Source organism: Bradyrhizobium sp. th-b2 (assembly GCF_000426785.1).
GTDB lineage: Bacteria > Pseudomonadota > Alphaproteobacteria > Rhizobiales > Xanthobacteraceae > Bradyrhizobium > Bradyrhizobium septentrionale.
On the sequence record NZ_AUGA01000004.1, the window covers coordinates 160,846 to 181,379 of the forward strand.

General features: G+C 66.2%; 15 protein-coding genes and 1 pseudogene. All 16 read right to left on the reverse strand.

Annotated features, from left to right (window positions below):
• Positions 1-3: 3 nt before the first annotated feature.
• Complete coding sequence (locus K359_RS0108125; protein WP_029078897.1) at positions 4-912, reverse strand: outer membrane protein assembly factor BamD; 909 nt, start codon at positions 910-912, stop codon at positions 4-6.
• Positions 913-1,156: 244 nt separating this feature from the next.
• The gene (gene lpxC / locus K359_RS0108130) at positions 1,157-2,119 is read right to left on the reverse strand and encodes a UDP-3-O-acyl-N-acetylglucosamine deacetylase (protein WP_029078898.1); all 963 of its coding nucleotides are present in this window, start codon (positions 2,117-2,119) and stop codon (positions 1,157-1,159) included.
• 348 nt (positions 2,120-2,467) lie between these two features.
• On the reverse strand, positions 2,468-4,249 hold the full coding sequence (gene ftsZ / locus K359_RS0108135) for a cell division protein FtsZ (protein WP_029078899.1): 1,782 nt from the start codon (positions 4,247-4,249) through the stop codon (positions 2,468-2,470).
• Positions 4,250-4,338: 89 nt separating this feature from the next.
• Complete coding sequence (gene ftsA, locus K359_RS0108140) at positions 4,339-5,655, reverse strand: cell division protein FtsA (protein WP_029078900.1); 1,317 nt, start codon at positions 5,653-5,655, stop codon at positions 4,339-4,341.
• Complete coding sequence (locus K359_RS0108145) at positions 5,652-6,659, reverse strand: cell division protein FtsQ/DivIB (protein WP_029078901.1); 1,008 nt, start codon at positions 6,657-6,659, stop codon at positions 5,652-5,654. Before K359_RS0108145 ends, ftsA begins: the two co-directional genes overlap by 4 nt.
• Positions 6,599-6,865: pseudogene (locus K359_RS64290) on the reverse strand (hypothetical protein); the annotation flags it as partial. The gene K359_RS0108145 and the pseudogene K359_RS64290, both read right to left, overlap by 61 nt.
• A gap of 125 nt (positions 6,866-6,990) precedes the next feature.
• Positions 6,991-7,977 (reverse strand): D-alanine--D-alanine ligase, encoded by a 987-nt coding sequence (locus tag K359_RS0108150; RefSeq protein WP_029078902.1) that lies wholly within the window; start codon positions 7,975-7,977, stop codon positions 6,991-6,993.
• Positions 7,977-8,894 (reverse strand): UDP-N-acetylmuramate dehydrogenase, encoded by a 918-nt coding sequence (gene murB, locus K359_RS0108155; protein ID WP_029078903.1) that lies wholly within the window; start codon positions 8,892-8,894, stop codon positions 7,977-7,979. Before murB ends, K359_RS0108150 begins: the two co-directional genes overlap by 1 nt.
• Positions 8,895-9,186: 292 nt before the next feature.
• Positions 9,187-10,590: a UDP-N-acetylmuramate--L-alanine ligase gene (murC, locus tag K359_RS0108160; RefSeq protein ID WP_029078904.1), complete on the reverse strand. Its 1,404-nt coding sequence runs from the start codon at positions 10,588-10,590 to the stop codon at positions 9,187-9,189.
• A gap of 228 nt (positions 10,591-10,818) precedes the next feature.
• Positions 10,819-11,658: a class I SAM-dependent methyltransferase gene (locus K359_RS0108165; RefSeq protein ID WP_029078905.1), complete on the reverse strand. Its 840-nt coding sequence runs from the start codon at positions 11,656-11,658 to the stop codon at positions 10,819-10,821.
• A gap of 37 nt (positions 11,659-11,695) precedes the next feature.
• Complete coding sequence (murG, locus tag K359_RS0108170; RefSeq protein ID WP_029078906.1) at positions 11,696-12,796, reverse strand: undecaprenyldiphospho-muramoylpentapeptide beta-N-acetylglucosaminyltransferase; 1,101 nt, start codon at positions 12,794-12,796, stop codon at positions 11,696-11,698.
• A 35-nt stretch (positions 12,797-12,831) separates the two neighbouring features.
• On the reverse strand, positions 12,832-13,983 hold the full coding sequence (gene ftsW, locus K359_RS0108175) for a putative lipid II flippase FtsW (RefSeq protein ID WP_029078907.1): 1,152 nt from the start codon (positions 13,981-13,983) through the stop codon (positions 12,832-12,834).
• 1,068 nt (positions 13,984-15,051) lie between these two features.
• Complete coding sequence (gene murD / locus K359_RS0108180; protein ID WP_029078908.1) at positions 15,052-16,452, reverse strand: UDP-N-acetylmuramoyl-L-alanine--D-glutamate ligase; 1,401 nt, start codon at positions 16,450-16,452, stop codon at positions 15,052-15,054.
• An 8-nt stretch (positions 16,453-16,460) separates the two neighbouring features.
• Positions 16,461-17,567, reverse strand: coding sequence for a phospho-N-acetylmuramoyl-pentapeptide-transferase (mraY, locus tag K359_RS0108185; RefSeq protein ID WP_029078909.1), 1,107 nt, complete (start codon positions 17,565-17,567; stop codon positions 16,461-16,463).
• 10 nt (positions 17,568-17,577) lie between these two features.
• Positions 17,578-19,011: a UDP-N-acetylmuramoylalanyl-D-glutamyl-2,6-diaminopimelate--D-alanyl-D-alanine ligase gene (locus K359_RS0108190; RefSeq protein WP_029078910.1), complete on the reverse strand. Its 1,434-nt coding sequence runs from the start codon at positions 19,009-19,011 to the stop codon at positions 17,578-17,580.
• The gene (locus tag K359_RS0108195) at positions 19,008-20,486 is read right to left on the reverse strand and encodes a UDP-N-acetylmuramoyl-L-alanyl-D-glutamate--2,6-diaminopimelate ligase (RefSeq protein WP_029078911.1); all 1,479 of its coding nucleotides are present in this window, start codon (positions 20,484-20,486) and stop codon (positions 19,008-19,010) included. The genes K359_RS0108190 and K359_RS0108195 overlap by 4 nt, the downstream gene beginning before the upstream one ends.
• Between the last annotated feature and the right edge of the window lie 48 nt (positions 20,487-20,534).

Here is a 20,534-nt window from a genome sequence, read left to right on the forward strand (position 1 = left end):
TTCCTAGCCGAGACCTATCTTCTTGAAGGTCCTGCTGATCCAGGAACCCTGATTCTCGCTCGGCTCGAGACCGCCGGACTTTACTAGATTATACGCGTCCTTGTACCAGCGGCTGTCTGGAAAATTGTGGCCAAGCACCGCGGCGGCGGTCTGCGCCTCGCCGGCAATGCCGATCGCCATATAGGCCTCGGTGAGCCGGTACAGCGCCTCTTCGACGTGGCGCGTGGTCTGGTACTGCGTGACCACGGTCTTGAAGCGGTTAATCGCGGCGGTGAAGTCGCGCTTCTCGATGTAATAGCGCCCGACCGCCATTTCCTTGCCGGCGAGTTGGTCGCGTGCGGCCTGGATCTTGGACTTGGCCTGGGTGGCGTATTCCGAGGTCGGATATTTGCGCACCACCTCTTCGAGCGCCGCGATCGCCTTCTCGGTGCGACCCTGGTCGCGCGAGATGTCCGGGATCTGGTCGAAATGCGATGCCGCGATCAGGTACTGGGCGTAGGATGCGTCCGGGCTGCCGGGATGCAGCGTGACGTAGCGCGTGGCAGAGCCGATGCAGCTGTCATAGTCGCCGGCCTGGTAGAACGAATAGGCCGACATCAACAGCGACTTGCGCGCCCAATCCGAATAGGGATGCTGACGGTCGACTTCCTCAAACTTCTTCGAGGCGGCCTTCAGGTCCTTCTTCTCGTTCATCATGTACAAGCCCTCATTGTAGAGCTTGTCCGCGGGCTCATCGACGAAGGTGTCGTCCTTGGCCATGAACTTGTCCCACAGCGCGCCGGTGCCGCAGCCTGAGAGCGGCAATGCCAGCACGATCAGGCCCGCCGCAAAACGCAGCGTGCGCGCGGCCTTGGTCAGGCCGGAGACGTCAGAAGAGGAGCGTGGTTCGAGCGCCATACGCATTGCCGACATGGATTGTAAAACCTGACGCCTTTGATGCGGTTAACGGCGACCCCACTCCACCCATGAACCGCGGTCATGGATGCAATATTACCCGTGGCTTTGGTGCCGTCACTCGCAACCGCGGGCCTGTTTAGCCGAAAAATGACCTCGGACCAACCGAATACGAAGCCATTCCGCCCGGAATAAGGCGGCACGACGAAGCGCACAGCCTGCTGTGGTTACTACGGAAATTGGGGCTGACCGCCTGCGGCGATCAGGACACGTCCGGACCATAGGCCGGGGAGACAAGGCCGCCCACCGTGCTTGCACCGGCCTCGACATGGCCACGGACCGGCCGCCGGGCGGTTTCCGATTCGACCACTCGCCAGGCGCTGCGGTCGGAGAGCAGCGCCTTCAGCACCGCGTTGTTGAGCTTGTGACCGCCCCGGACCGAACGGTAGCTGCCGAGCAGCGGCAGACCGGCCAGCGCGAGATCGCCGATCACGTCGAGCACCTTGTGGCGAGCGCACTCATTGGCGTAGCGCAGGCCCTCGGTGTTGAGCAGGCGGGCCTCGTCGAACACCACGGTGTTGTCGAAGGAGGCGCCGAGCGCGAAGCCCGCGCCCCACAGCCGCGCCACGTCGTTCATGCAGCCGAAGGTGCGGGCACGGGCGACATCGCGGCGGAAGCCTTCCGGCGAAAGGTCGAACGAGAAGGTCTGGTGGCCGATCACCTTGTTGGTGAATTCGATCTCGACTTCAGCGCGGAACCCGCCGGCGAACGGACGCAGTTCGCCCATTGCGTCGCCGATCTTGACCTGCACCGGCTTCAGCACCTGGATGAAGCGGCGGACGGCGGGCTGGGTCACGATGCCGGCCTGATCGATCGCTGCGACGAACGCCGCAGCGCTGCCGTCCATGATCGGAACTTCCTGCCCGTCGATTTCGATGGTGGCGTTGTCGACGCCCATGCCGCGCAGCGCAGCGAGCACGTGTTCCGCGGTCGAAACCAGCGGCCCTTCGCGGTCACCCAGCACCGTCGCGAACTCGGTTGCGATCACAGCGTCAACGGTGGCGGCGACTTCGCGGTCGGCACCGTCGAGACCGGTGCGGACAAAAATAAAACCCGAATCAACGGGCGCCGGTCCCAAGGTAAGACTGACAGGAAGACCGGAATGAACGCCTACGCCAGTCACGGTGGCTTGCGACCGAAGCGTGGTTTGACGGCTGAACTTCATTCGATAATGCCCACTACCCGACTTCACTCAATTCAAGTGGCCAAATTTCCCCAGGCCGACTCGCTTGAGCTCCCCAAGTCACGGCAGACCATAGTGATTTCCTAAACCGCGCCAACTCACGCTTCTTTACCGATTGTTACCCCATCTCGGCCGCATTCACGCCCAAGGTTAACCTAATTGCGGCAACGAAACCGGCCCTCGAAGCGCGGCCATCAGATCACCGAAAGAATAATTAATGATTTAAAATCAGTTGCTTGTTTGGCAATCACAATCGCCTGCCCGCACAAAGGAGAAGGCCCCGGCGGTTCCCCGCCGAGGCCTTCTTTGTCGCCAAGGTTGTAACAAACTTCAGTTTGCCTGCCGGCGCAGGAAGGCCGGGATATCAAGATGGTCGTCACCCTGTGGCGTTGGCGCAACAGGTGCCGGGCGGCCATGAGCGTCCAATCCCTGCGGCGCCGGACGTTTCGCATATTCCGATACCGGCGATTCGTTCGCCGATATCTGCTGCGCGACGCTGCGGGCCTGCTTGCGGTCGGGCAGCGGCGGCATCGCGGGCATCGCTGGATTGGAGGCGCGGGCCGCGATCGGCGGCTCGGTCTCCTCGTCGCGGCGGCCGAGGCCGACATTGGCCAGCCGCTGCAGCAGCGACAGCCGGGTCTTCTGCGGGTGCTCCGCCTCACCGTCATGGGCCTGGCGGATCTCCGCCTGTGCCGGCATCGGCAGATCCTCGAACTTCGGCATCCGCGGGGCGCGGACCGGCGAACGCTCGGCAGCCTGCGGGATGAAGGTCTCGGGCGGCATCGGCTCGTGCTGCTCGGCCTTGGCTGCCTCGTGGTCGGGGAACAAGGTCGGCTTCTGGGCGATCGGCCGCACGGTGACGTCACCATAGGACCCCGGCTGCATCGGCGCCTGAGCCGATGCGCTGTCAGGGGCCACCGCGGCCGCGATCGCCGCGAGCGCTGCGCGCTCGACGGCCGGACGCTGCTGGGCGGCGGCAGGAGCCGCAATCGGCGCGACCGTCACGCCGGTCGGCGGCTCCAGCTTCTGGGAACGCTCGGCCATGCGCTGGTTGTCGGCCCGCAGGCGGGCAGTCAGATCGGCCAGCCGGCTCTCCGGCGAGCCGCCCGACTGCTGCGCGGGCGCCGCGGCACGGGAGGCGATCGCCGCCTGCTCGATGCCGGTTGCGACCACCGAAACGCGAATGACGCCGTCGAGCGATTCGTCGAAGGTGGCGCCGACGATGATGTTGGCGTCGGCATCGACTTCCTCGCGGATGCGGGTCGCGGCTTCGTCGACCTCGAACAGGGTCAGATCCTTGCCGCCGGTGATCGAGATCAGGAGGCCGCGGGCGCCCTTCATCGAGCTATCGTCGATCAGCGGGTTGGCGATCGCAGCTTCGGCTGCGGTCAGCGCGCGCTTCTCGCCGGTGGCTTCGCCGGTGCCCATCATCGCCTTGCCCATTTCCCGCATCACGGCGCGGACGTCGGCGAAGTCGAGGTTGATCAGGCCTTCCTTGACCATCAGGTCGGTGATGCAGGCGACGCCCGAGTACAGCACCTGGTCGGCCATCGCGAAGGCGTCGGCGAAGGTGGTCTTCTCGTTGGCGACCCGGAACAGGTTCTGGTTCGGGATGATCAGCAGCGTGTCGACCACCTTGTGCAGCTCGGAAATACCGTGCTCGGCGGTGCGCATGCGGCGCTGGCCCTCGAAGTGGAACGGCTTCGTGACCACGCCGACCGTGAGGATCCCCATTTCGCGGGCCGCCTTGGCGATCACGGGCGCAGCACCGGTGCCGGTGCCGCCGCCCATGCCGGCGGTGACGAACACCATGTTGGCGCCGGTGAGGTGATCGCGCAGCTCGTCCATGACCTCCTGCGCGGCCGCGGCACCGACATCGGGCTGCGAACCGGCGCCGAGGCCCTGAGTGACCTGGGTGCCCATCTGGACGATGCGCTGCGCCTTCGACATGGTCAGCGCCTGTGCGTCGGTGTTGGCGACGACGAAGTCGACGCCCTGCAACCCGGCGGTGATCATGTTGTTGACGGCATTGCCACCCGCGCCACCGACGCCGAAGACAGTGATCCGCGGTTTCAGCTCGCTGATGTCAGGGGGTGTCAGATTGAGTGCCATGGTTGCCTCTCTCGATTACGCGCGCGTGGGTTCGCCCCGGCCACGGGGCGCGGGAGTTGGTGAAAATGGGGTGAGCCGGGATGCGGTCATCAGAAGCCCTCGCGAAGCCATCGTCCGACCTTTCCGAAGTAGCCGTCTGTCCCTGTCCTGAGCTGCCGCGTGCGCCGCGGTTCGACATGTTCAAGATGAGCGTATTGCGGATAGACCAGGAGGCCCGTCGGCACCGAGAACGAGGCGCCCTTCGCTTCGTTCGGCAGCCGGCCGAAGCCGAGCGGGCGGCCGATGCGGACCTGGCGGTTCAGGATGCGGGTGGCAAGCTCGATGGTGCCGGTGAGCTGGGATGCGCCGCCGCTCAGCACGACGCGCGCCCTCGGCTCGGCGGCAAAGGGGGAATCCGCGAGCCGGTCACGGACCATTTCGAAGATCTCCTCGGCGCGATGCCGGACAATGTTCGCGATCGTGGCGCGGGACACGATTTGCGGAGTCTCCCGATCATCGCCTGCAGTGGGGACGGACATCAGCTCGCGCGAGTCCGAACCGCCGGTCAGCACCGTGCCGTATAAAGTCTTGATTCGCTCGGCATCCGCAATGCACGCGCCGATGCCGCGCGCAAGATCCATCGTGATATGTTGCCCGCCGAGCGCAAAACCCGATGCGTGCACGAGGCGTCCGCCCGAGTAGGTCGCGATCGTCGTCGATCCCGCGCCCATCTCGACGACGGCAGCGCCGAGGTCGGCCTCGTCATCGGTCAGCACCGACAGGCCCGCGACATAGGGGCTCGACGCCATGGCTTCGACGTTGAGATGGCAGCGCTCGACCACCAGCATCAGATTCTTGGCGACCGTCGCATCCGACGTCACGACATTCATGTCGACGCCGAACTGGCGCGCCACCATGCCTCTGGGATCGCGGATGCCCTTGACGCCGTCGAGCGCGTAGCCGACCGGCAACGCATGCAGCACGGTGCGGCCGGCGCCGGCGGCGTGGCGCATGCCGGCGGAGGTGACGCGGCTGATATCGTCCGCGGTGACCGAGCCGCCGCGGATATCGGCCGCGGCCTCAACCAGCTGGCCATGCAGCCTGCCGCCGGAGACCGACAGCAGCACGGATTCGACGCGGACCTTGGCCATGCGTTCGGCCAGCGCCACGGCATGACGCACCGCCTTCTCGCATTCGGCGAGATCGACCACGGAGCCGGCCTTGACGCCGCGCGACTGGATCTGGCTGTAGCCGATCAATTCGACCGCATGGGTGCGGCCGCGCAGCGCCTCGTTCGGCGGCGACGGCTTCAGCCGCGCGATCATGCAGGCGATCTTGCTGGAGCCGACGTCGAGAGACGCCACCATCGCGGTGCGCTTCTGCATCGGGCGGGTCTTCGGGGTCAGGTTGCGATCGAGGCCGGTCATGCGGAATCACCGGCCTTCTTCTTGGACTTCTTGTCCTTGAACAGCTCGTCGCGCGCCTTGCCGGCGTCCTCGGACAATTGCACGATCAGGCGGTCCGGCAGGCGCATGTCGACGGCGACGATGTCGCGCGAGAACAGCTTCTCGTCCTTGTCGAGCCTGGAGAGCGCAGCCAGCGCATTGCCGACGTCGTTTTCCGGCAGGCGGATGTCGAGGCCGTCCTTGAGGCGCAGGTTCCAGCGCCGCTCGCCGACGAAGATCGCGGCCTTGGTCACCGAGCGCACCTGCGGGTAGCGGTCGAGCAGCGCCAGGAAGTCCTGGGCACGCGTATCGGCGCCCTTGCCGACCACCAGCGGCAGGTTGAGGAAGCGGCGCGAGACGTAGGGCTCGAGCACCGCGCCGTCGGAGGCGATCACCGACAGGCGGCCGTTCTGCTGCCACAGCGCGAAGGCGGTGCGCTCGACGATGTCGATCTGCAGCCGGCCCGGATAGAGTTTCAGGATCGTGGCGTCCGCGATCCAGGGATTGGCCTTCAGCTTGGCGCGCACGGTGTCGGCGTCGAGGAACAGCAGCGAGGAGCGGCCGTTGACGCCGCCGATCGCAAGCACCTCGTCCTGGCTCAGCTGCTTGCGGCCGTTGATGCCGACGGTGGTGATGCGGAAGCCTGCTGCGTTGGCGAGCGCGTTGCGGGTGTCGCTGAGCGCCGTGGTGAATTCCTCGACATGGCCGCCGCGGACGATGCCGAAGCCTGCGCTGCCGAACAGAATCGCGAGCGTCGCGACCAGGCCGATGCGGCGCGGCAGATAGCGTTCGACCGTCAGGATGAAGCGGTTCGGCGGCTCGCGATCGATCACCTGCGACCGCCTGGCGGCGGGACGCCGGCGGCGTGCGAGATGGGCGCCGACATACTCGCGCAACAGCACCGCCGCTCCAATAGCGGCTGCTTTCAGGTCAGCTTGGGGCCCCAGCGATCGCAGCGATCGAGTGAGGCGTCCTGCACCATCCATTGCACGAGCTCGTCATGTTGTGCCCGCCAAACCCTGCGGGTCCCGGCACAGGTCACGTCTCGGCTAGACCGGTGGGATTAGAGTGGCCCCCTGTTCCCTGGTTGCGATCCTCGAAGCGGTAATCCGCGACAGCTCACGCCCCGGCAGCCAAGCGCTACATGCGCCGCCAGCGTTAACCTTCGGGCTTCCTGGTAAACAAACGGTAAACGAGTTCAGCCTGGAGTGTGTTTTGATCAACGCTTTGAGGACTTTGCCGCGAACCCGTTAGCATTTTAGCAACAGCGGCCGGGTTCCATCCGGCCGAGTCTCACGGGTTCCCGCCCGGTCGGCCTTAACTCCGGACGCGGCGGCGCGCGATCTCGATCTGGTCGATCAGGAAGTCTGCAAAGGCGATGCCCTGCGCGTTCAAGGCCTTAGGGTACAGTGATGCCGCAGTCAGCCCGGGCAGCGTGTTGGTCTCGAGGTAGACCGGCCCGTTCACTGAGACGATGAAATCACTGCGCGAGTAGCCGGTGCAGGAAAGCGCGCGATGCGCCTTCAGCGCGTGATCCATAATCGCGGCGCTGACGTCCGGCGCGAAGCGGCCGGGGCAGATCTCCTGGGTCGACTTCAGGAGGTATTTCGCCGTGTAGTCGAAGCTGCCCTCCGCCGGTACGATCTCGATCGGCGGCAGCGCGAACACCGTGCCGTCGGATTGCTCGAGCACGCCGCAGGTCGCTTCCACGCCCGCGACGTACGGCTCGATCAGATAGTCTTCATGCCTGGCCGCATTGCGAACGGCGACAAGGTCCTGCTGTGCGTTGACGAAGATCAGGCCGTAGCTCGATCCGTCCTTGGCGGGCTTTGCGATCAGCCTGCCGTGTTGGGCGAAGGCCGCATCGATCCGTTCGACGGCGATGCCCAGCGGCGCGTTGAGACCTGCGATCGCCGCGAAGCGTTTGGCCGACGGCTTGTCGAACGCCAGATGCGACGACGCCGAGCCTGAGCCGGTGAACGCGACGCCGCGCATCTCGCACATCGCCTGCAATTCACCATTCTCGGCGCGGCCGCCGTGCAGGCCGAGCACCAGCACACGCTGCTCGGCGCCAGCCTTGTCGAGCGCCTCCTCAAGCGCGATGCCGCGACCGTCGGGCTTGAAATCAACCTCGAAGGGCCGCGTGTGACCGAGCAGCTTCTCCGACGTCACCGCATGCACGGTGTCGTCGACGTCCCAGAACCAGAGCTCCGCGTCGGGCAGCGCGCGATGCAGCGCCTGCGCGCTCGCCACCGAGACCAGCCGCTCTTTGTTGGTGCCGCCGAACAGAATGGTCACCTGCATCAGCCGTTCCCGATCCGCTTGATTTCCCAGTGCAGCTCAATCCCGCTTGTTTGCTTGACCCGTTCACGCACCGTTTCGCCGAGCGTCTCGATGTCGTGCCCGGTGGCGTTGCCGGTGTTGATCAGGAAATTGCAGTGCATCTCCGACACCTGCGCGCCGCCGACCTTGAGACCGCGGCAGCCGGCGGCGTCGATCAGCTTCCAGGCGCTGTTGCCGGGCGGATTCTTGAAGGTCGAGCCGCCGGTCTTCTCGCGGATCGGCTGCGCGGTCTCGCGATGGGTCTGCACCTCGTTCATGCGGGCGCGGATCGCATCTGATGCGGTGATCCTGCCGCGGAAGCGCGCCGAGGTGAAGATGACGGACGGATCGACGCCGCTGTTGCGATAGACGAACTTCATGTCGGCATTGCCGAACGTATGCTTCGTGCCGTCGCGGCCGATGCCGGTCGCTTCCACCAGCACGTCCTTGGTCTCGCCGCCATTGGCGCCGGCATTCATGCGCAGCGCGCCGCCGACCGTGCCGGGAATGCCGAAGAAGAATTCCATGCCGCCGATATTCGCGGCTGCCGCCGTTTCGGCGACGCGCTTGTCGAGCGCCGCGGCTCCCGCAGTGACGACATCGCCGGCCGCGCTGGTCTCGCCGAACGCGCGCGGCGCCAACCGGATCACGACGCCCGGCATGCCGCCGTCGCGCACGATCAGATTGGAGCCGACGCCGACCACATAGACCGGCCGCTCCTGCGGCAAGCGCGTCAGGAAATAAGCGAGATCATCCTCATCCGCCGGCGTGAACAGCACCTGCGCCGGACCGCCGACGCGAAACCAGGTCAGCTCCGCAAGCGATTGGTTCGCCAGCAGCCGCCCGCGCAGCTCCGGCATCGCGGCTTTGAGATCGGGCGTGATGTCGGGGAAGGTCATGACGCGCTGATCGATGTACGAACGGATTTGAGAAAGCGTCGCTTTGCGTTTCGCGCCGGCGCCCGGGGCTTACCCCTCTCCCCGACCCTCCCCCGCAAGGGGGGAGGGAGCCTGACGAGCGTGCTCACCTTACGTGGTGTCACAACGGCGCTCTGACTCTTTGCACGAGTCAGGGAGGCACGGGCGGATGGGTTCCCTCCCCCCTTGCGGGGGAGGGTTAGGGAGCTGGGTGGCGGCATACGCCGGCCTTCGTGACTGCGCACCTGCTCGGCAGCGGCAAGAGCGAACCTCATCACCCCAGCGCCTTCAATTCGCCGGGCAGCGCGTAGGCCCATTGCGTGATGTTGCCGGCGCCGAGGCAGACGACGAGGTCGCCGGATTTTGCCAAACCGTGCACGATCTTCGCGAGCTCGCCTGCGTCCGGCAGCGGCACCACGTTGCGATGGCCGTGGGCGCGCAGGCCGGCGGCGAAATGATCGCGGTCGATGCCGGCGATCGGCGTCTCGCCGGCCGGATAGACCTCCGCGACGACGACCGCATCGGCGTCGTTGAAGCAGGTGCAGAACTCCTCGAACAGCGACTGCAGGCGGGTGTAGCGATGCGGCTGCACCACGGCGACGATCTTGCCGTTGGTGGATTCCCGCGCCGCCTTCAGCACCGCGGCGATCTCGACCGGATGATGACCGTAATCGTCGATCACCGTGACGCCGTTCGACTCGCCGGTCTTGGTGAAGCGCCGCTTGACGCCGCCGAAACCGGCCATGGCCTGGCGGATCACGTCGTCGGACACGCCAAGTTGGTGCGCGACCGCGATCGCCGCCGTCGCGTTCGATGCATTGTGGCGTCCCGGCATCGGCAGCATGATATCCGCGATCTCGTGCGTCGCGCCGGTCTTGCGATCGCGGATCGCGACCGTGAACTTGGAGCCGCCTCCCATCGGCGTCAGATCCATCAGCTGCGCATCGGCCTGCGGATTTTGTCCGTAGGTGATGATGCGGCGGTCCTCGATCTTGCCGACCAGGTTTTGCACCACGGGGTGATCGGTGCACATCACGGCAAAGCCGTAGAACGGAACGTTCTCGACGAAATTGCGGAACGCGTCCTGGATCGCCTCGAAGGTCTTGAAGTGATCGAGATGCTCGGGATCGATATTGGTGACGATGACAACATCCGACGGCAGCTTCAGAAAGGTGCCGTCGCTCTCGTCGGCCTCGACCACCATCCAGTCGCCGGCGCCAAGACGCGCGTTGGAGCCGTAGGCATTGATGATGCCGCCATTGATCACGGTCGGATCGAGGCCGCCAGCATCGAGCAAGGTCGCCACCATCGTGGTCGTGGTGGTCTTGCCATGGGTGCCGGCGATCGCGACGCAGCTCTTCAGCCGCATCAACTCCGCCAGCATCTCGGCGCGCCGCACCACGGGAATGCGCTGCGCGCGCGCCGCCATCAGCTCGGGATTGTCGCGCTTGATCGCGGTCGAGACCACGACGACATCGGCACCGTCGACATTCTCGGCGGTGTGGCCAACCGAGACTTTTGCGCCCTTCTTGCGCAGCCGGTCGAGATTGTAATTGTCCGACGCGTCCGAGCCCTGCACGGTGTAGCCGAGATTGATCAGCACCTCGGCGATGCCGCTCATACCGATGCCGCCGATCCCGACGAAGTGAATGGGTCCGATCTCGCGCGGCAGTCTCATGATCCGGTTCCTGACATCATCATCCGCCCAATGCGGGCACCGCTGCGGAGCGGACGATTGAGCTTCTCTGTGCGCCTCGCATCGGCGGCGCTGACCACTGGATGCCCCGCTTTTCCCATGCGTGACAAGGGCTTTTTGCGGCCTCCGGCCGCGGAAATGTCGCGATCGCCGACTACCGGCCAGTGGTTGCGATGAGGGATCACGGACATCTCCATCCCCGCCCGGCGGCTACGCCGCTCCCAATCGCACGGCACGCGCCGCCAGTTCATCCTGCATCTCGATGACGCGAAGATAGTTGCGTAGCCGGTTGGTCTCGAGCGCACGCAGCAGCTTGTTCTGGTGATAGGGCAGCACGAGTTCGGCCAACGATGCGCTCCAGGCCGCATTCATGTCGAACAGCACGCCGAGGCCGAACACGGCGGGGATCTCGGCGAAGCCGAACTCCTTGCCCTGCGCCAGCTCCTCCGCCAGGAAATCATCGATCGCGGTCATCACGCCGTTGCGCGCGCCGCCGGCGACGTTTGCGAATGCAGCGAGGCCCGCGCCGCGAGAGCCACGCCCCTCGACCAGCACCGGGCGATCCAGCGTGGCGCCCGCGTCGTAACTGTGCGGATGGCGATACGCCGCGGGAATTTGCTCGGGTGCGTAATACATGTCGCGCCGCCCGCAGGGCCAGCCGACATCGTGCAGGAAGACCAGAACAGGCTTGCCGGCGCGGCGGCTGATCACCTCGATCTGCCGGAGCTCGTGATAGACCGTGTACCAATTGTGGTCGCCATCGACGATCCAGGCGTCGGCGGCATCGAGTTCCGCGAAGGCATCGAGGCTGGTCTTCGCAACGTGATGCACATCCGGATTGGCGTTCACCCAATCGAGGAATTCGGGCTTCGGCGCCGGATCGACGCTGGTGAGCTGACCGCCGCGCGCCCGGCAGTGCTCGGCGAGCAGCGCCGACATGCCGCCATACTCCGCGCCGATCTCGACGATGTTTTGCGCGTCCGCCAGACGCAGCGCCTCAAGGATCAGATCCGAGAATTCCGAGACGGAGTGAATCAACAGGCCCGTCATATTCAAGTCTCCCCCGGCGTCCTGCCGGATTGGCGCATCAAATCCCGGCCACCTTGGCAACCAGGTCCGCCAGCCGCTCGGCGGCATCGAGCCGGCCGACGCCGCGCGCAGCTTCCGCCATCGCGGTCAGCCTCGAGGGCTCCGCAGCGAAGGCCGTGATCTCGGCGGCGAGTCTTTCGGGCGTGAAGTCGCTCTGCGCGATGCGCAGCGCGCCGTTCGCTTGCGAGAGCACGCCGGCATTGGCGAACTGGTCCTGATCGATCGCGCCCGGCAGCGGCACCAGGATCGAGGGCCGGCCGATCGCGGCGAGCTCGGCCACCGTGCCGGCGCCCGAGCGCGAAATGACGAGCTGGCTCGAGGCCAGCCGCGCCGGCAGGTCGGCGAAGAACGGCGCGAGCTCGGCGTCGATCCTGAGCCGGTCGTAAACCGCGCGCACCCTGGTCATGTCCTCTTCGCGCACCTGCTGGGTGACGATCAGGCGGCTCCACAGCGCGGGCGCGAGCTGCTCGATCGCCGGCGGCACGATGTCGCTCATCACCCGCGCGCCCTGGCTGCCGCCGACGACCAGCAGGCGCAGCGGCCCGTCCACCTCGGGCGGCGTGTATTTCACTGCGGCGGCCGCCAGGATCGCCGGCCGCATCGGTGTGCCGACGGTGGTGGCCTTGCCGGCCAGCGCGGGATCGCGATCGAGCACGCCGGGCAGCGAGGTCGCGATCGCGTTGACGCGGCCGGAGAGGAAACGGTTGGCGCGGCCGAGCACCGCATTGGCGTCGTGGATGATGCCGGGGACGCCGAGCATCCGCGCGGCGATCAGCGGCGGCAAGGTCGGATAGCCGCCGAAGCCGACGACGGCCGACGGCTTCAGCCGGCGCACCAGATTGGCGGCAACCAGCGTGCCGTAGCCGAGCATCAGCACGGTCTGCGCCAGCGAGAGCGGGTTGCGGCTGCGCACGGTCGCGCTCGGCACCAGGTCGATGCTCTCCCGGCCGAACAGGCCGGAATAGCGCAGCGCGCGGCCGTCGGTGGCGAGCCGGACCCGCAGGCCACGTCTGATCAATTCCACGGCGAGCGCTTCGGCCGGGAACAAATGGCCGCCGGTGCCGCCGGCCGCCAGCAGAATCAGGGGCGCGTTGTCCATGGCCTTCAGATAACCGACGCCGCAGTCACAGTCACCTACGCGTAGGCGCGCCGAGCGCTGGCGCCTTCCATCGATTCGATCTCGGTGCGCGGCCGCTGCCGCGTCAGCGCCAGCATCATGCCGACGCCATAGGCGAGCGAGACGAACGAGGAGCCGCCATAGGAGATGAACGGCAGCGTCATGCCCTTGGCCGGGATCAATTGCAGATTGACCGCCATGTTGATCGTCGCCTGCACGCCGAACAGGATCGCAAGTCCCGACGCCGCGAAGCGCGAGAACATGTCCTCGGTGGCATAGGCGCGGGTCAGCGTGCGGATCACGATGAAGCCGAACAGCGCGACCAGCATCAGGCAGAGAATGATGCCGAACTCTTCGGCCGCGACCGCGAACACGAAGTCGGTGTGGCTGTCGGGCAGGCTGCGCTTGGCGATGCCCTCGCCCGGCCCGAGCCCGAACCAGCCGCCGTTCCAGAACGCCTCCATCGCGGTGTCGACCTGGAAGGTGTCGCCGGAGGCGGGATTCATGAAGCGCTTGATGCGGCCGGCGACGTGCGGCACCAGCAGGTAGGCGCCGAACAGGCCGGCACCGGCGGCGCCGGCGAGCCCGAACACCCAGATCATCCGCATGCCCGCGATGAAGAACAGCGCGCCCCACACGGTGAGGATCAGCATGGTCTGGCCGAAGTCGGGCTCCATCACCAGCAGCGTGACCAGCGTCATCAGCAGCACCAGCGCCATCGAAGTCGCCGGCATCTCCGGCCGTTTGGTCGATTCCGCAAACAGCCAGGCGGCGACGATCACGAAAGAAGGCTTGGCGGCTTCGGAGGCCTGGATGTTGACGCCGAGCAGCGTGATCCAGCGCCGCGAACCCTTGACCTCGGGCCCGATCAGCAGCGTTAGCACGATCAGCGCGATCGAGACCGCGAACACGATCAGCGCGGTGCGCCGGATCTGCCGCGGCGTCATGAACGACACCCCGATCAGCACGATCAGCGACGGCGCCAGGAACATGACGTGGCGGTTGAAGAAGTGGAACGGATCGAGCCCGATCCGGGTCGCGACCGGCGGGCTTGCCGCCAGCGACAGGATGACGCCGGCCAACATCAACGCGGCGATCGCCACAAGCAGCAACTTGTCGACGGTCCACCACCAGTCCGAGAACGGGGTGCGTTGGTCACGGGCGAGCATGGGCGTCCCCAGATGGCAGAGATAACGTCCATTCGTGGCGCAGGATGGTTTCCAAGGGGTTAACGGGTTGGGTAACTTTTGAGGGAGGCGGATTGGGGCTCCGTTCACTGCTGCGGACCCCACGCACAGCTGTCGTTCCGGCGAAGGCCGGGACCCATACGCCGCGGCCGGTGTTGTGGATGGAACTCGTCGTTCCAGCGACGCTCGACAATATCCTTTTGTGGTTATGGGTCCCGGCCTTCGCCGGGACGACGGTGAATATGTGGCGCGGTCTGCAGGTCACACGTCCGCATTCTCGCGACATGATGCGCCCGAGCTTTGCTCTTCGTTCCGCCCTCTCCTCACGCAGAGGGCGCAGGGAAAGCCGGGTGCCGATCGCACCCATGGGCCCCGAGCAAAAGGTAGAAAGCTCGGGGGTAGGACCACAGGTGTAACCGGAAACACTCCGGCTTTCCCTGCGCGATGGGTTACGGCTTATTTCGTGCTCTCCCCGGCGAGACTGGGCTTGTTTGTCACCGCCTTCGTAAAAACGCTTGCGCGTTCTGCGAGAGGACACCGGCCGCTAGGGCGTCAGGACCACACGACTTCGCCGTCCGCTTCGCGCGCTCTCGTCAGTCACACGCTCGGCGTCCACCGCATCCCACACCGCGTTCGTGACGACCGCGAAGCGCCCCTCGATCGGGTGAGACGGGCGAACCATACACCGAGTTGGGTGTTCTGATAAATAGAAATGTTTTTGTTGCGGGGGCTTGCGCCGTCGGGCAACTCAGTGATTGGCGCGTAAGGGAGGCACCGGCGGAAGGGTTCCCTCCCCCTTGCGGGGGAGGGTTAGGGAGAGGGGTGCCACACGACGTACTCTCTCCGCATTTGTCGCCGAGGCAAGCGAACAAGTTGCAAGAGCGATGCGTTCAACAATCAGCTCAGCCCGCGGCCACCCCTCTCCCCACCCTCTCCCGCAAGGGGGGAGGGAGCCTGAGAGACGTGCTCACCTCGCATACGATGAAGAAAAACCAATTCCCATCGATACTGTCCGGCCAGCGCTCTACCCATCCTCCGACGTCGGAAACGTCACACCATCGGCTTGACGCCGGGCAGTGCCTGGACGATGTCGCGGAAGGCGGCGCCGCGGATTTCGAAATTGCGGTACTGGTCGAACGAGGCGCAGGCCGGCGACAGCAGCACGACGGCCTCGGAGAGCCCCGACACCTCGGCATCGCGCGCGGCGCTGGCGATCGCGGCGTCGAGCGTGCCGGACATTTCGTGCGGCACGCGCTCGCCGAGCGTGCCGGAAAACTCGGCTGCCGCCTCGCCGATCAGATAGGCCTTGCGGATGCGCGGGAAATAGCCGGTGAGACCCGTGATGCCACCGGCCTTCGGCTTGCCGCCAGCGATCCAGAAGATGTCGGCGAAGGACGACAGCGCATGCGCGGCCGCATCCGCATTAGTGCCTTTGGAGTCGTTGACGAACAAGACGTTGCCGCGGCGGCCGACCTGCTCCATGCGATGCGCGAGACCCGGAAAACTGCGCAGGCCGTTCTGCAGCACGTCGGTCGTAATCCCCATCGCGAGCGAACAGGCCGAGGCGCAGGCCGCGTTCTGCGCATTGTGCAGGCCGCGCAGCGAACCGATGCCGCCGAGGCGCGCGATCTCGCTGCGCGCTGCGCCCGATGCACGCACGATGGTCTCGTGCTCGACATAGAGGCCGTCGGGCAGCGGGTTCTTGACGGAGATGCGCACCACGCGCTTGCCGGCGCGATCGAGCCTATCGGCGATATCGCGGCACCAGCCGTCATCGACGCCGACGATCGCGGTGCCGCCCTGCTGCACGCCCGCGACCAGCCGCTCCTTCACCGCGGCGTAATGCGCCAGCGTGCCGTGGCGATCGATGTGGTCCTCGCTGATATTGATCAGGATGCCGACCGAGGGATCGAGCGACGGCGCGAGGTCGATCTGGTAGGACGACATCTCGATGACATGGACGCGGCCCATCCGCGGCGGCTCCAGCGACAGGATCGCGGTGCCGATATTGCCGCCCATCTGGGTGTCGTAGCCGGCGACCTTCATCAGATGCGCGATCAGCGCCGTGGTGGTCGACTTGCCGTTGGTGCCGGTGATGGCGACGAACGGCGCGTTCGGCGCGTGACGGCGCCGCTCGCGGCAGAACAATTCGACGTCGCCGATCACCTCGACGCCGGCATCGCGCGCCTTCAGCACGCTCCAGTGCGGCGCCGGATGGGTCAGCGGCGCGCCGGGCGTCAGGATCAGCGCGGCGAAATTCGCCCACGAAAGGTTACGCAGATCCGCGGTGGTGAAGCCGGCCTGCGCGGCCTTGGCGACGTTGTCGGCACTGTCGTCAGCCGCGATCACTTCCGCACCACCGGCCTTCAGCGCATGGCAGCTCGCAAGCCCGGAGCCGCCGAGCCCGAACACTGCGACCGTCTTGCCGGAGAAGGAGGTGACCGGGATCATGGCGGCGCTCAGCGCAGCTTGAGGGTGGACAGGCCGGCGAGCGCCAGCATTACCGAGATGATCCAGAACCGGATCACGATCTGCGGCTCGGTCCAGCCCTTCTGCTCGAAATGATGGTGCAGCGGCGCCATCCGGAACACGCGTTTTCCGGTGAGCTTGAACGAGGTGACCTGCACGATGACCGAGACCGCCTCCAGCACGAACAGGCCACCGATCACGGCGAGCACGATCTCGTGCTTCACCGCAACCGCGGTGGCCCCGAGCATGCCGCCGAGCGCCAGCGAGCCGGTGTCGCCCATGAAGATCGAGGCCGGAGGCGCGTTGAACCAGAGGAAGCCGAGGCCCGCGCCAAGCACCGCGCCGCACAGCACCGCGAGTTCACCGGTGCCGGCGACGTAATTGATCTGCAGATAGTCGGAGAACACCGCGTTGCCGGTCAGATACGAGATCATGCCGAAGCTTGCGGCCGCGATCATCACGGGCACGATGGCAAGACCGTCGAGGCCGTCGGTGAGGTTCACGGCATTGCCGGCGCCGACCATCACGAAGGCGCCGAAGATCACGAAGAACCAGCCGAAATTGATCACCATGTCCTTGAAGAACGGGATCGCCAGCGAGGTCGAGGACACGTCGCGGCCGAGCCGGACCAGCGCGTAGCAGGCGGCAATCCCGATCACCGCCTCGATCAGCAGCCTGAGCTTGCCGGCGAAGCCAGAGTGTGACTGCTTTGTGACCTTCAGATAATCGTCATAGAAGCCGACGAAGCCGAAGCCGAGCGTCACCGCCAGCACGATCCAGACATAGGGATTGAGCGGATTGGCCCAAAGCAGCGTCGACACCACGAGCCCGGACAGGATCATCAGCCCGCCCATGGTGGGCGTGCCCTTCTTGGAGATCAGATGCGACTGCGGACCATCGGTGCGGATCGGCTGGCCCTTGCCCTGCCGCAGCCGCAAATGATCGATGATCCAGGGCCCGAACAGGAACACGAACAGCGCGCCGGTCACCATCGCACCGCCGGTGCGGAAGGTGATGTAGCGGAACACGTTCAGGCCGCTGCGGAATGCCCCAAACCCCGGAACGGTGTTGGACAGCTCGATCAACCAGTAGAACATTCAAAAGGTCCTATACCGCTTCTTCGTGCGCGGCCTTGCCGGGGAAGCGTTTTTCCAGCGCGCTGACAATGAGCTTCATCTTCGATCCCAGCGAGCCCTTCACCATGATCACGTCACCGGCACGGACCGCGGCGACCGCCTGCGCTTCGAGCGTCGCCGAGCTCTCGGCATAGCCTCCCCGCTTGCCGGTGGAAAGGGCATCCCACAAATTCCGCATCAACGGACCACAACAATATACGAGGTCGATGCGGTTGGCGGTCACGGCTTCGTTGAGGCCGCGGTGCAAATCCGGCCCGGTCGGCCCGAGCTCGAGCATGTCCCCGAGCACCGCGATGCGGCGGCCATGCGGCCCGGTTTTGGCCTGGCCGAGCACGTTGAGGGCTGCGCCCATCGAGGCCGGATTGGCGTTGTAGCTTTCGTCGATCAGCGTCGCCTCGCCATGGCCGACCTCGAGCGTGCGGCGGAGGCCACGCCCGGTCGGCGCCTCGAGCTGCGACAGCGACAGCGCCGCGCGCGCGATATCGGCGCCGAGCAGCGAGGCGCCCGCGAGCACCGCGAGCGAGTTCATCGCCATGTGGCGGCCGGGCATGCCGATCTTGTAGGTGATGTCATGGTCCAAGATATCCGCATGCACGGCCGAACAGGTCGCGTGCAGCGAGAGGTCGATCAGCCGCGCCTCGGCGCGCTTGTCGGTGCCGAACGACACGATGCGCGAGATGCCGGCCTGCTTGGCCTGCTTCTGCAGCCGCGCGAATTGCCCATTGTCGCGGTTGAGCACCACCGCGCCGCCGGGCTCGACGCCGGAGAAGATCTCCGCCTTGGCGTCGGCGATCGCCTCGATGCCGGAGAAGAACTCCAGATGCACCGGCTCGATCGTGGTGATGATGGCGACATGCGGCCGCACCAGCTTCACCAGCGGCGTGATCTCGCCGGCATGGTTCATGCCGATCTCGAACACCGCAAAGCGCGTGCTCGCAGGGCAGCGCGCCAGCGACAGCGGCACGCCCCAATGATTGTTGAACGACGCCACCGAGGCATGGGTCTCGCCCTGCGCCGACAGCACGCGGCGCAGCGCCTCTTTTGTCGAGGTCTTGCCGACCGAGCCTGTCACCGCGATGATCTTTGCGTTGAGCCGCGCACGCGAGGCGTGGGCGAGCTCGACGAGACCGGCGAGCACGTCGTCGACCACCAGCAGCGGCGCGTCGGCGGGAAATTTTGCTCGTTGCGCGGTCTCGACCACGGCAAGCCCGGCGCCGGCCTTCAGTGCCGCCTCGACGAAGGCGTGGCCGTCATGGACGTCGCCCTTGATCGCGAAATAGGCTTCGCCCTTTGCAATGCTGCGGCTGTCGATCGAGAGCCCGGTGACGCCCTCCGGCAGCGTGCCTTGGGTGGCGGCGTGCATCGCTTTCGCCATCGCATCCGAGGTCCACAACATCGTGCTCATGCGCCGCCCTCCGCAGCCAATGCATTGGCAACCGCTTCATGATCGCTGAACGGCAAGGTCGTGTTGCCGACGATCTGCCCGACCTCGTGGCCCTTGCCGGCGACGACCAGCGCATCGCCCGGTTCGAGGCCGGCGATCCCGGCGCGGATCGCCGCGGCGCGGTCGCCGATCTCGCGCGCGCCCTTCGCCGTCGCCATGATCGCGGCGCGGATCGCCTCCGGCTTCTCGCTGCGCGGATTGTCGTCGGTGACGATGACGTGATCGGCATTCTCGGCCGCGATCGCGCCCATGATCGGACGCTTGCCGGCGTCGCGGTCGCCGCCGGCACCGAAGATCACGACGAGCTTGCGCTTCGCATAGGGCCGCAGCGCCTGCAGCGCCTTGGCGAGCGCATCGGGCTTGTGCGCGTAGTCGACGAAGATCGGCGCACCATTGTGCTCGCCGACGAATTCCAGCCGGCCTTTGGCGCCTTCGAGATGCTCAAGAGTGCCGAACACGTCATCCGCGGCGCTCCCGGTGCCGATCGCAAGGCCCGCCGCGACCAGCGCATTCTCGATCTGGAATTCGCCGACCAGCGGCAGCCGGATCGCGTGCCGGCGCCCGCGGTGCTCGATCGCGAGCTTCTGGGCAAAGCCCTCGATGGCGGCATCGACCAGCTTGATGCCCTCGCCCGCATCGGCGTTGCGGCCGACCGTGATGATGCGCAGGCCGCGCGCCCGCGCCGCATCGATCACTTCGCCCGAGCAATCATGATCGGCCGAGATCACGGCAGCGCCGCCATCCGCGACGAGATCGCGGAACAGCCGGAGCTTTGCATTCAGGTAATGCGCGACGTCGGGATGATAGTCCATGTGGTCGCGCGACAGATTGGTGAAGCCGCCGGCTTCGATGCGCACGCCGTCGAGACGATACTGGTCGAGGCCGTGCGAGGAGGCCTCAAACGCCAGATGGGTGACGCCGTCGCCTGAGATCTCCTCGAGCTGGCGATGCAGCGCAATCGGATCGGGCGTGGTCAGCGAGCCGTAGACGGTGCGCTTGTCCGACACGAGGCCAATGGTGCCGATGCTCGCGGAGGAGTGACCGAGCCGCTGCCAGATCTGGCGCGTGAAGGCGGCGACCGAGGTCTTGCCGCTGGTGCCGGTCACCGCCGCGATCGTCTTGGGCTGGCGCGGATAGAATTTCGCCGCGGCAAGCGCCAGCGCGCGGCGCGGATTGGGCGTGATCACGAACGGCGCGCGGGCGTGACCCTGGCCTTTGCCTTGACCTTGCGGCAGATGGTCGCTGGCGACTGCGACCGCGCCTGCGGCAATCGCCGCATCGACGAAACGCGCGCCGTCGGTCCGGCTGCCTGATAGCGCGAAGAACAGGTCGCCCGGCTTCACCGCACGGCTATCGACCGCAAGCCCTCCGACCGTGACAGAGGAGGCACTCGGATCGATCGTGGCGTCATCGCTGAAGAGGTCGCGAAGTCTCATGATCTTCCAGTCTGGCCGGCGCTGTTCTGGCGCCGCGTTCATGTACGC

What these genes read in the sequence shown, in the direction of transcription:
- murC (WP_029078904.1), bottom strand. Translation starts at nt 10,590, where the DNA reads ATGAGACTGCCGCGCGAGATCGGACCCATTCACTTCGTCGGGATCGGC.
- ftsW (WP_029078907.1), bottom strand. Translation starts at nt 13,983, where the DNA reads ATGCTCGCCCGTGACCAACGCACCCCGTTCTCGGACTGGTGGTGGACC.
- ftsZ (WP_029078899.1), bottom strand. Translation starts at nt 4,249, where the DNA reads ATGGCACTCAATCTGACACCCCCTGACATCAGCGAGCTGAAACCGCGG.
- K359_RS0108145 (WP_029078901.1), bottom strand. Translation starts at nt 6,659, where the DNA reads ATGGATGGTGCAGGACGCCTCACTCGATCGCTGCGATCGCTGGGGCCC.
- K359_RS0108165 (WP_029078905.1), bottom strand. Translation starts at nt 11,658, where the DNA reads ATGACGGGCCTGTTGATTCACTCCGTCTCGGAATTCTCGGATCTGATC.
- K359_RS0108195 (WP_029078911.1), bottom strand. Translation starts at nt 20,486, where the DNA reads ATGAGACTTCGCGACCTCTTCAGCGATGACGCCACGATCGATCCGAGT.
- murG (WP_029078906.1), bottom strand. Translation starts at nt 12,796, where the DNA reads ATGGACAACGCGCCCCTGATTCTGCTGGCGGCCGGCGGCACCGGCGGC.
- K359_RS0108150 (WP_029078902.1), bottom strand. Translation starts at nt 7,977, where the DNA reads ATGCAGGTGACCATTCTGTTCGGCGGCACCAACAAAGAGCGGCTGGTC.
- murD (WP_029078908.1), bottom strand. Translation starts at nt 16,452, where the DNA reads ATGATCCCGGTCACCTCCTTCTCCGGCAAGACGGTCGCAGTGTTCGGG.
- lpxC (WP_029078898.1), bottom strand. Translation starts at nt 2,119, where the DNA reads ATGAAGTTCAGCCGTCAAACCACGCTTCGGTCGCAAGCCACCGTGACT.
- K359_RS0108125 (WP_029078897.1), bottom strand. Translation starts at nt 912, where the DNA reads ATGTCGGCAATGCGTATGGCGCTCGAACCACGCTCCTCTTCTGACGTC.
- mraY (WP_029078909.1), bottom strand. Translation starts at nt 17,567, where the DNA reads ATGTTCTACTGGTTGATCGAGCTGTCCAACACCGTTCCGGGGTTTGGG.
- K359_RS0108190 (WP_029078910.1), bottom strand. Translation starts at nt 19,011, where the DNA reads ATGAGCACGATGTTGTGGACCTCGGATGCGATGGCGAAAGCGATGCAC.
- ftsA (WP_029078900.1), bottom strand. Translation starts at nt 5,655, where the DNA reads ATGACCGGCCTCGATCGCAACCTGACCCCGAAGACCCGCCCGATGCAG.
- murB (WP_029078903.1), bottom strand. Translation starts at nt 8,894, where the DNA reads ATGACCTTCCCCGACATCACGCCCGATCTCAAAGCCGCGATGCCGGAG.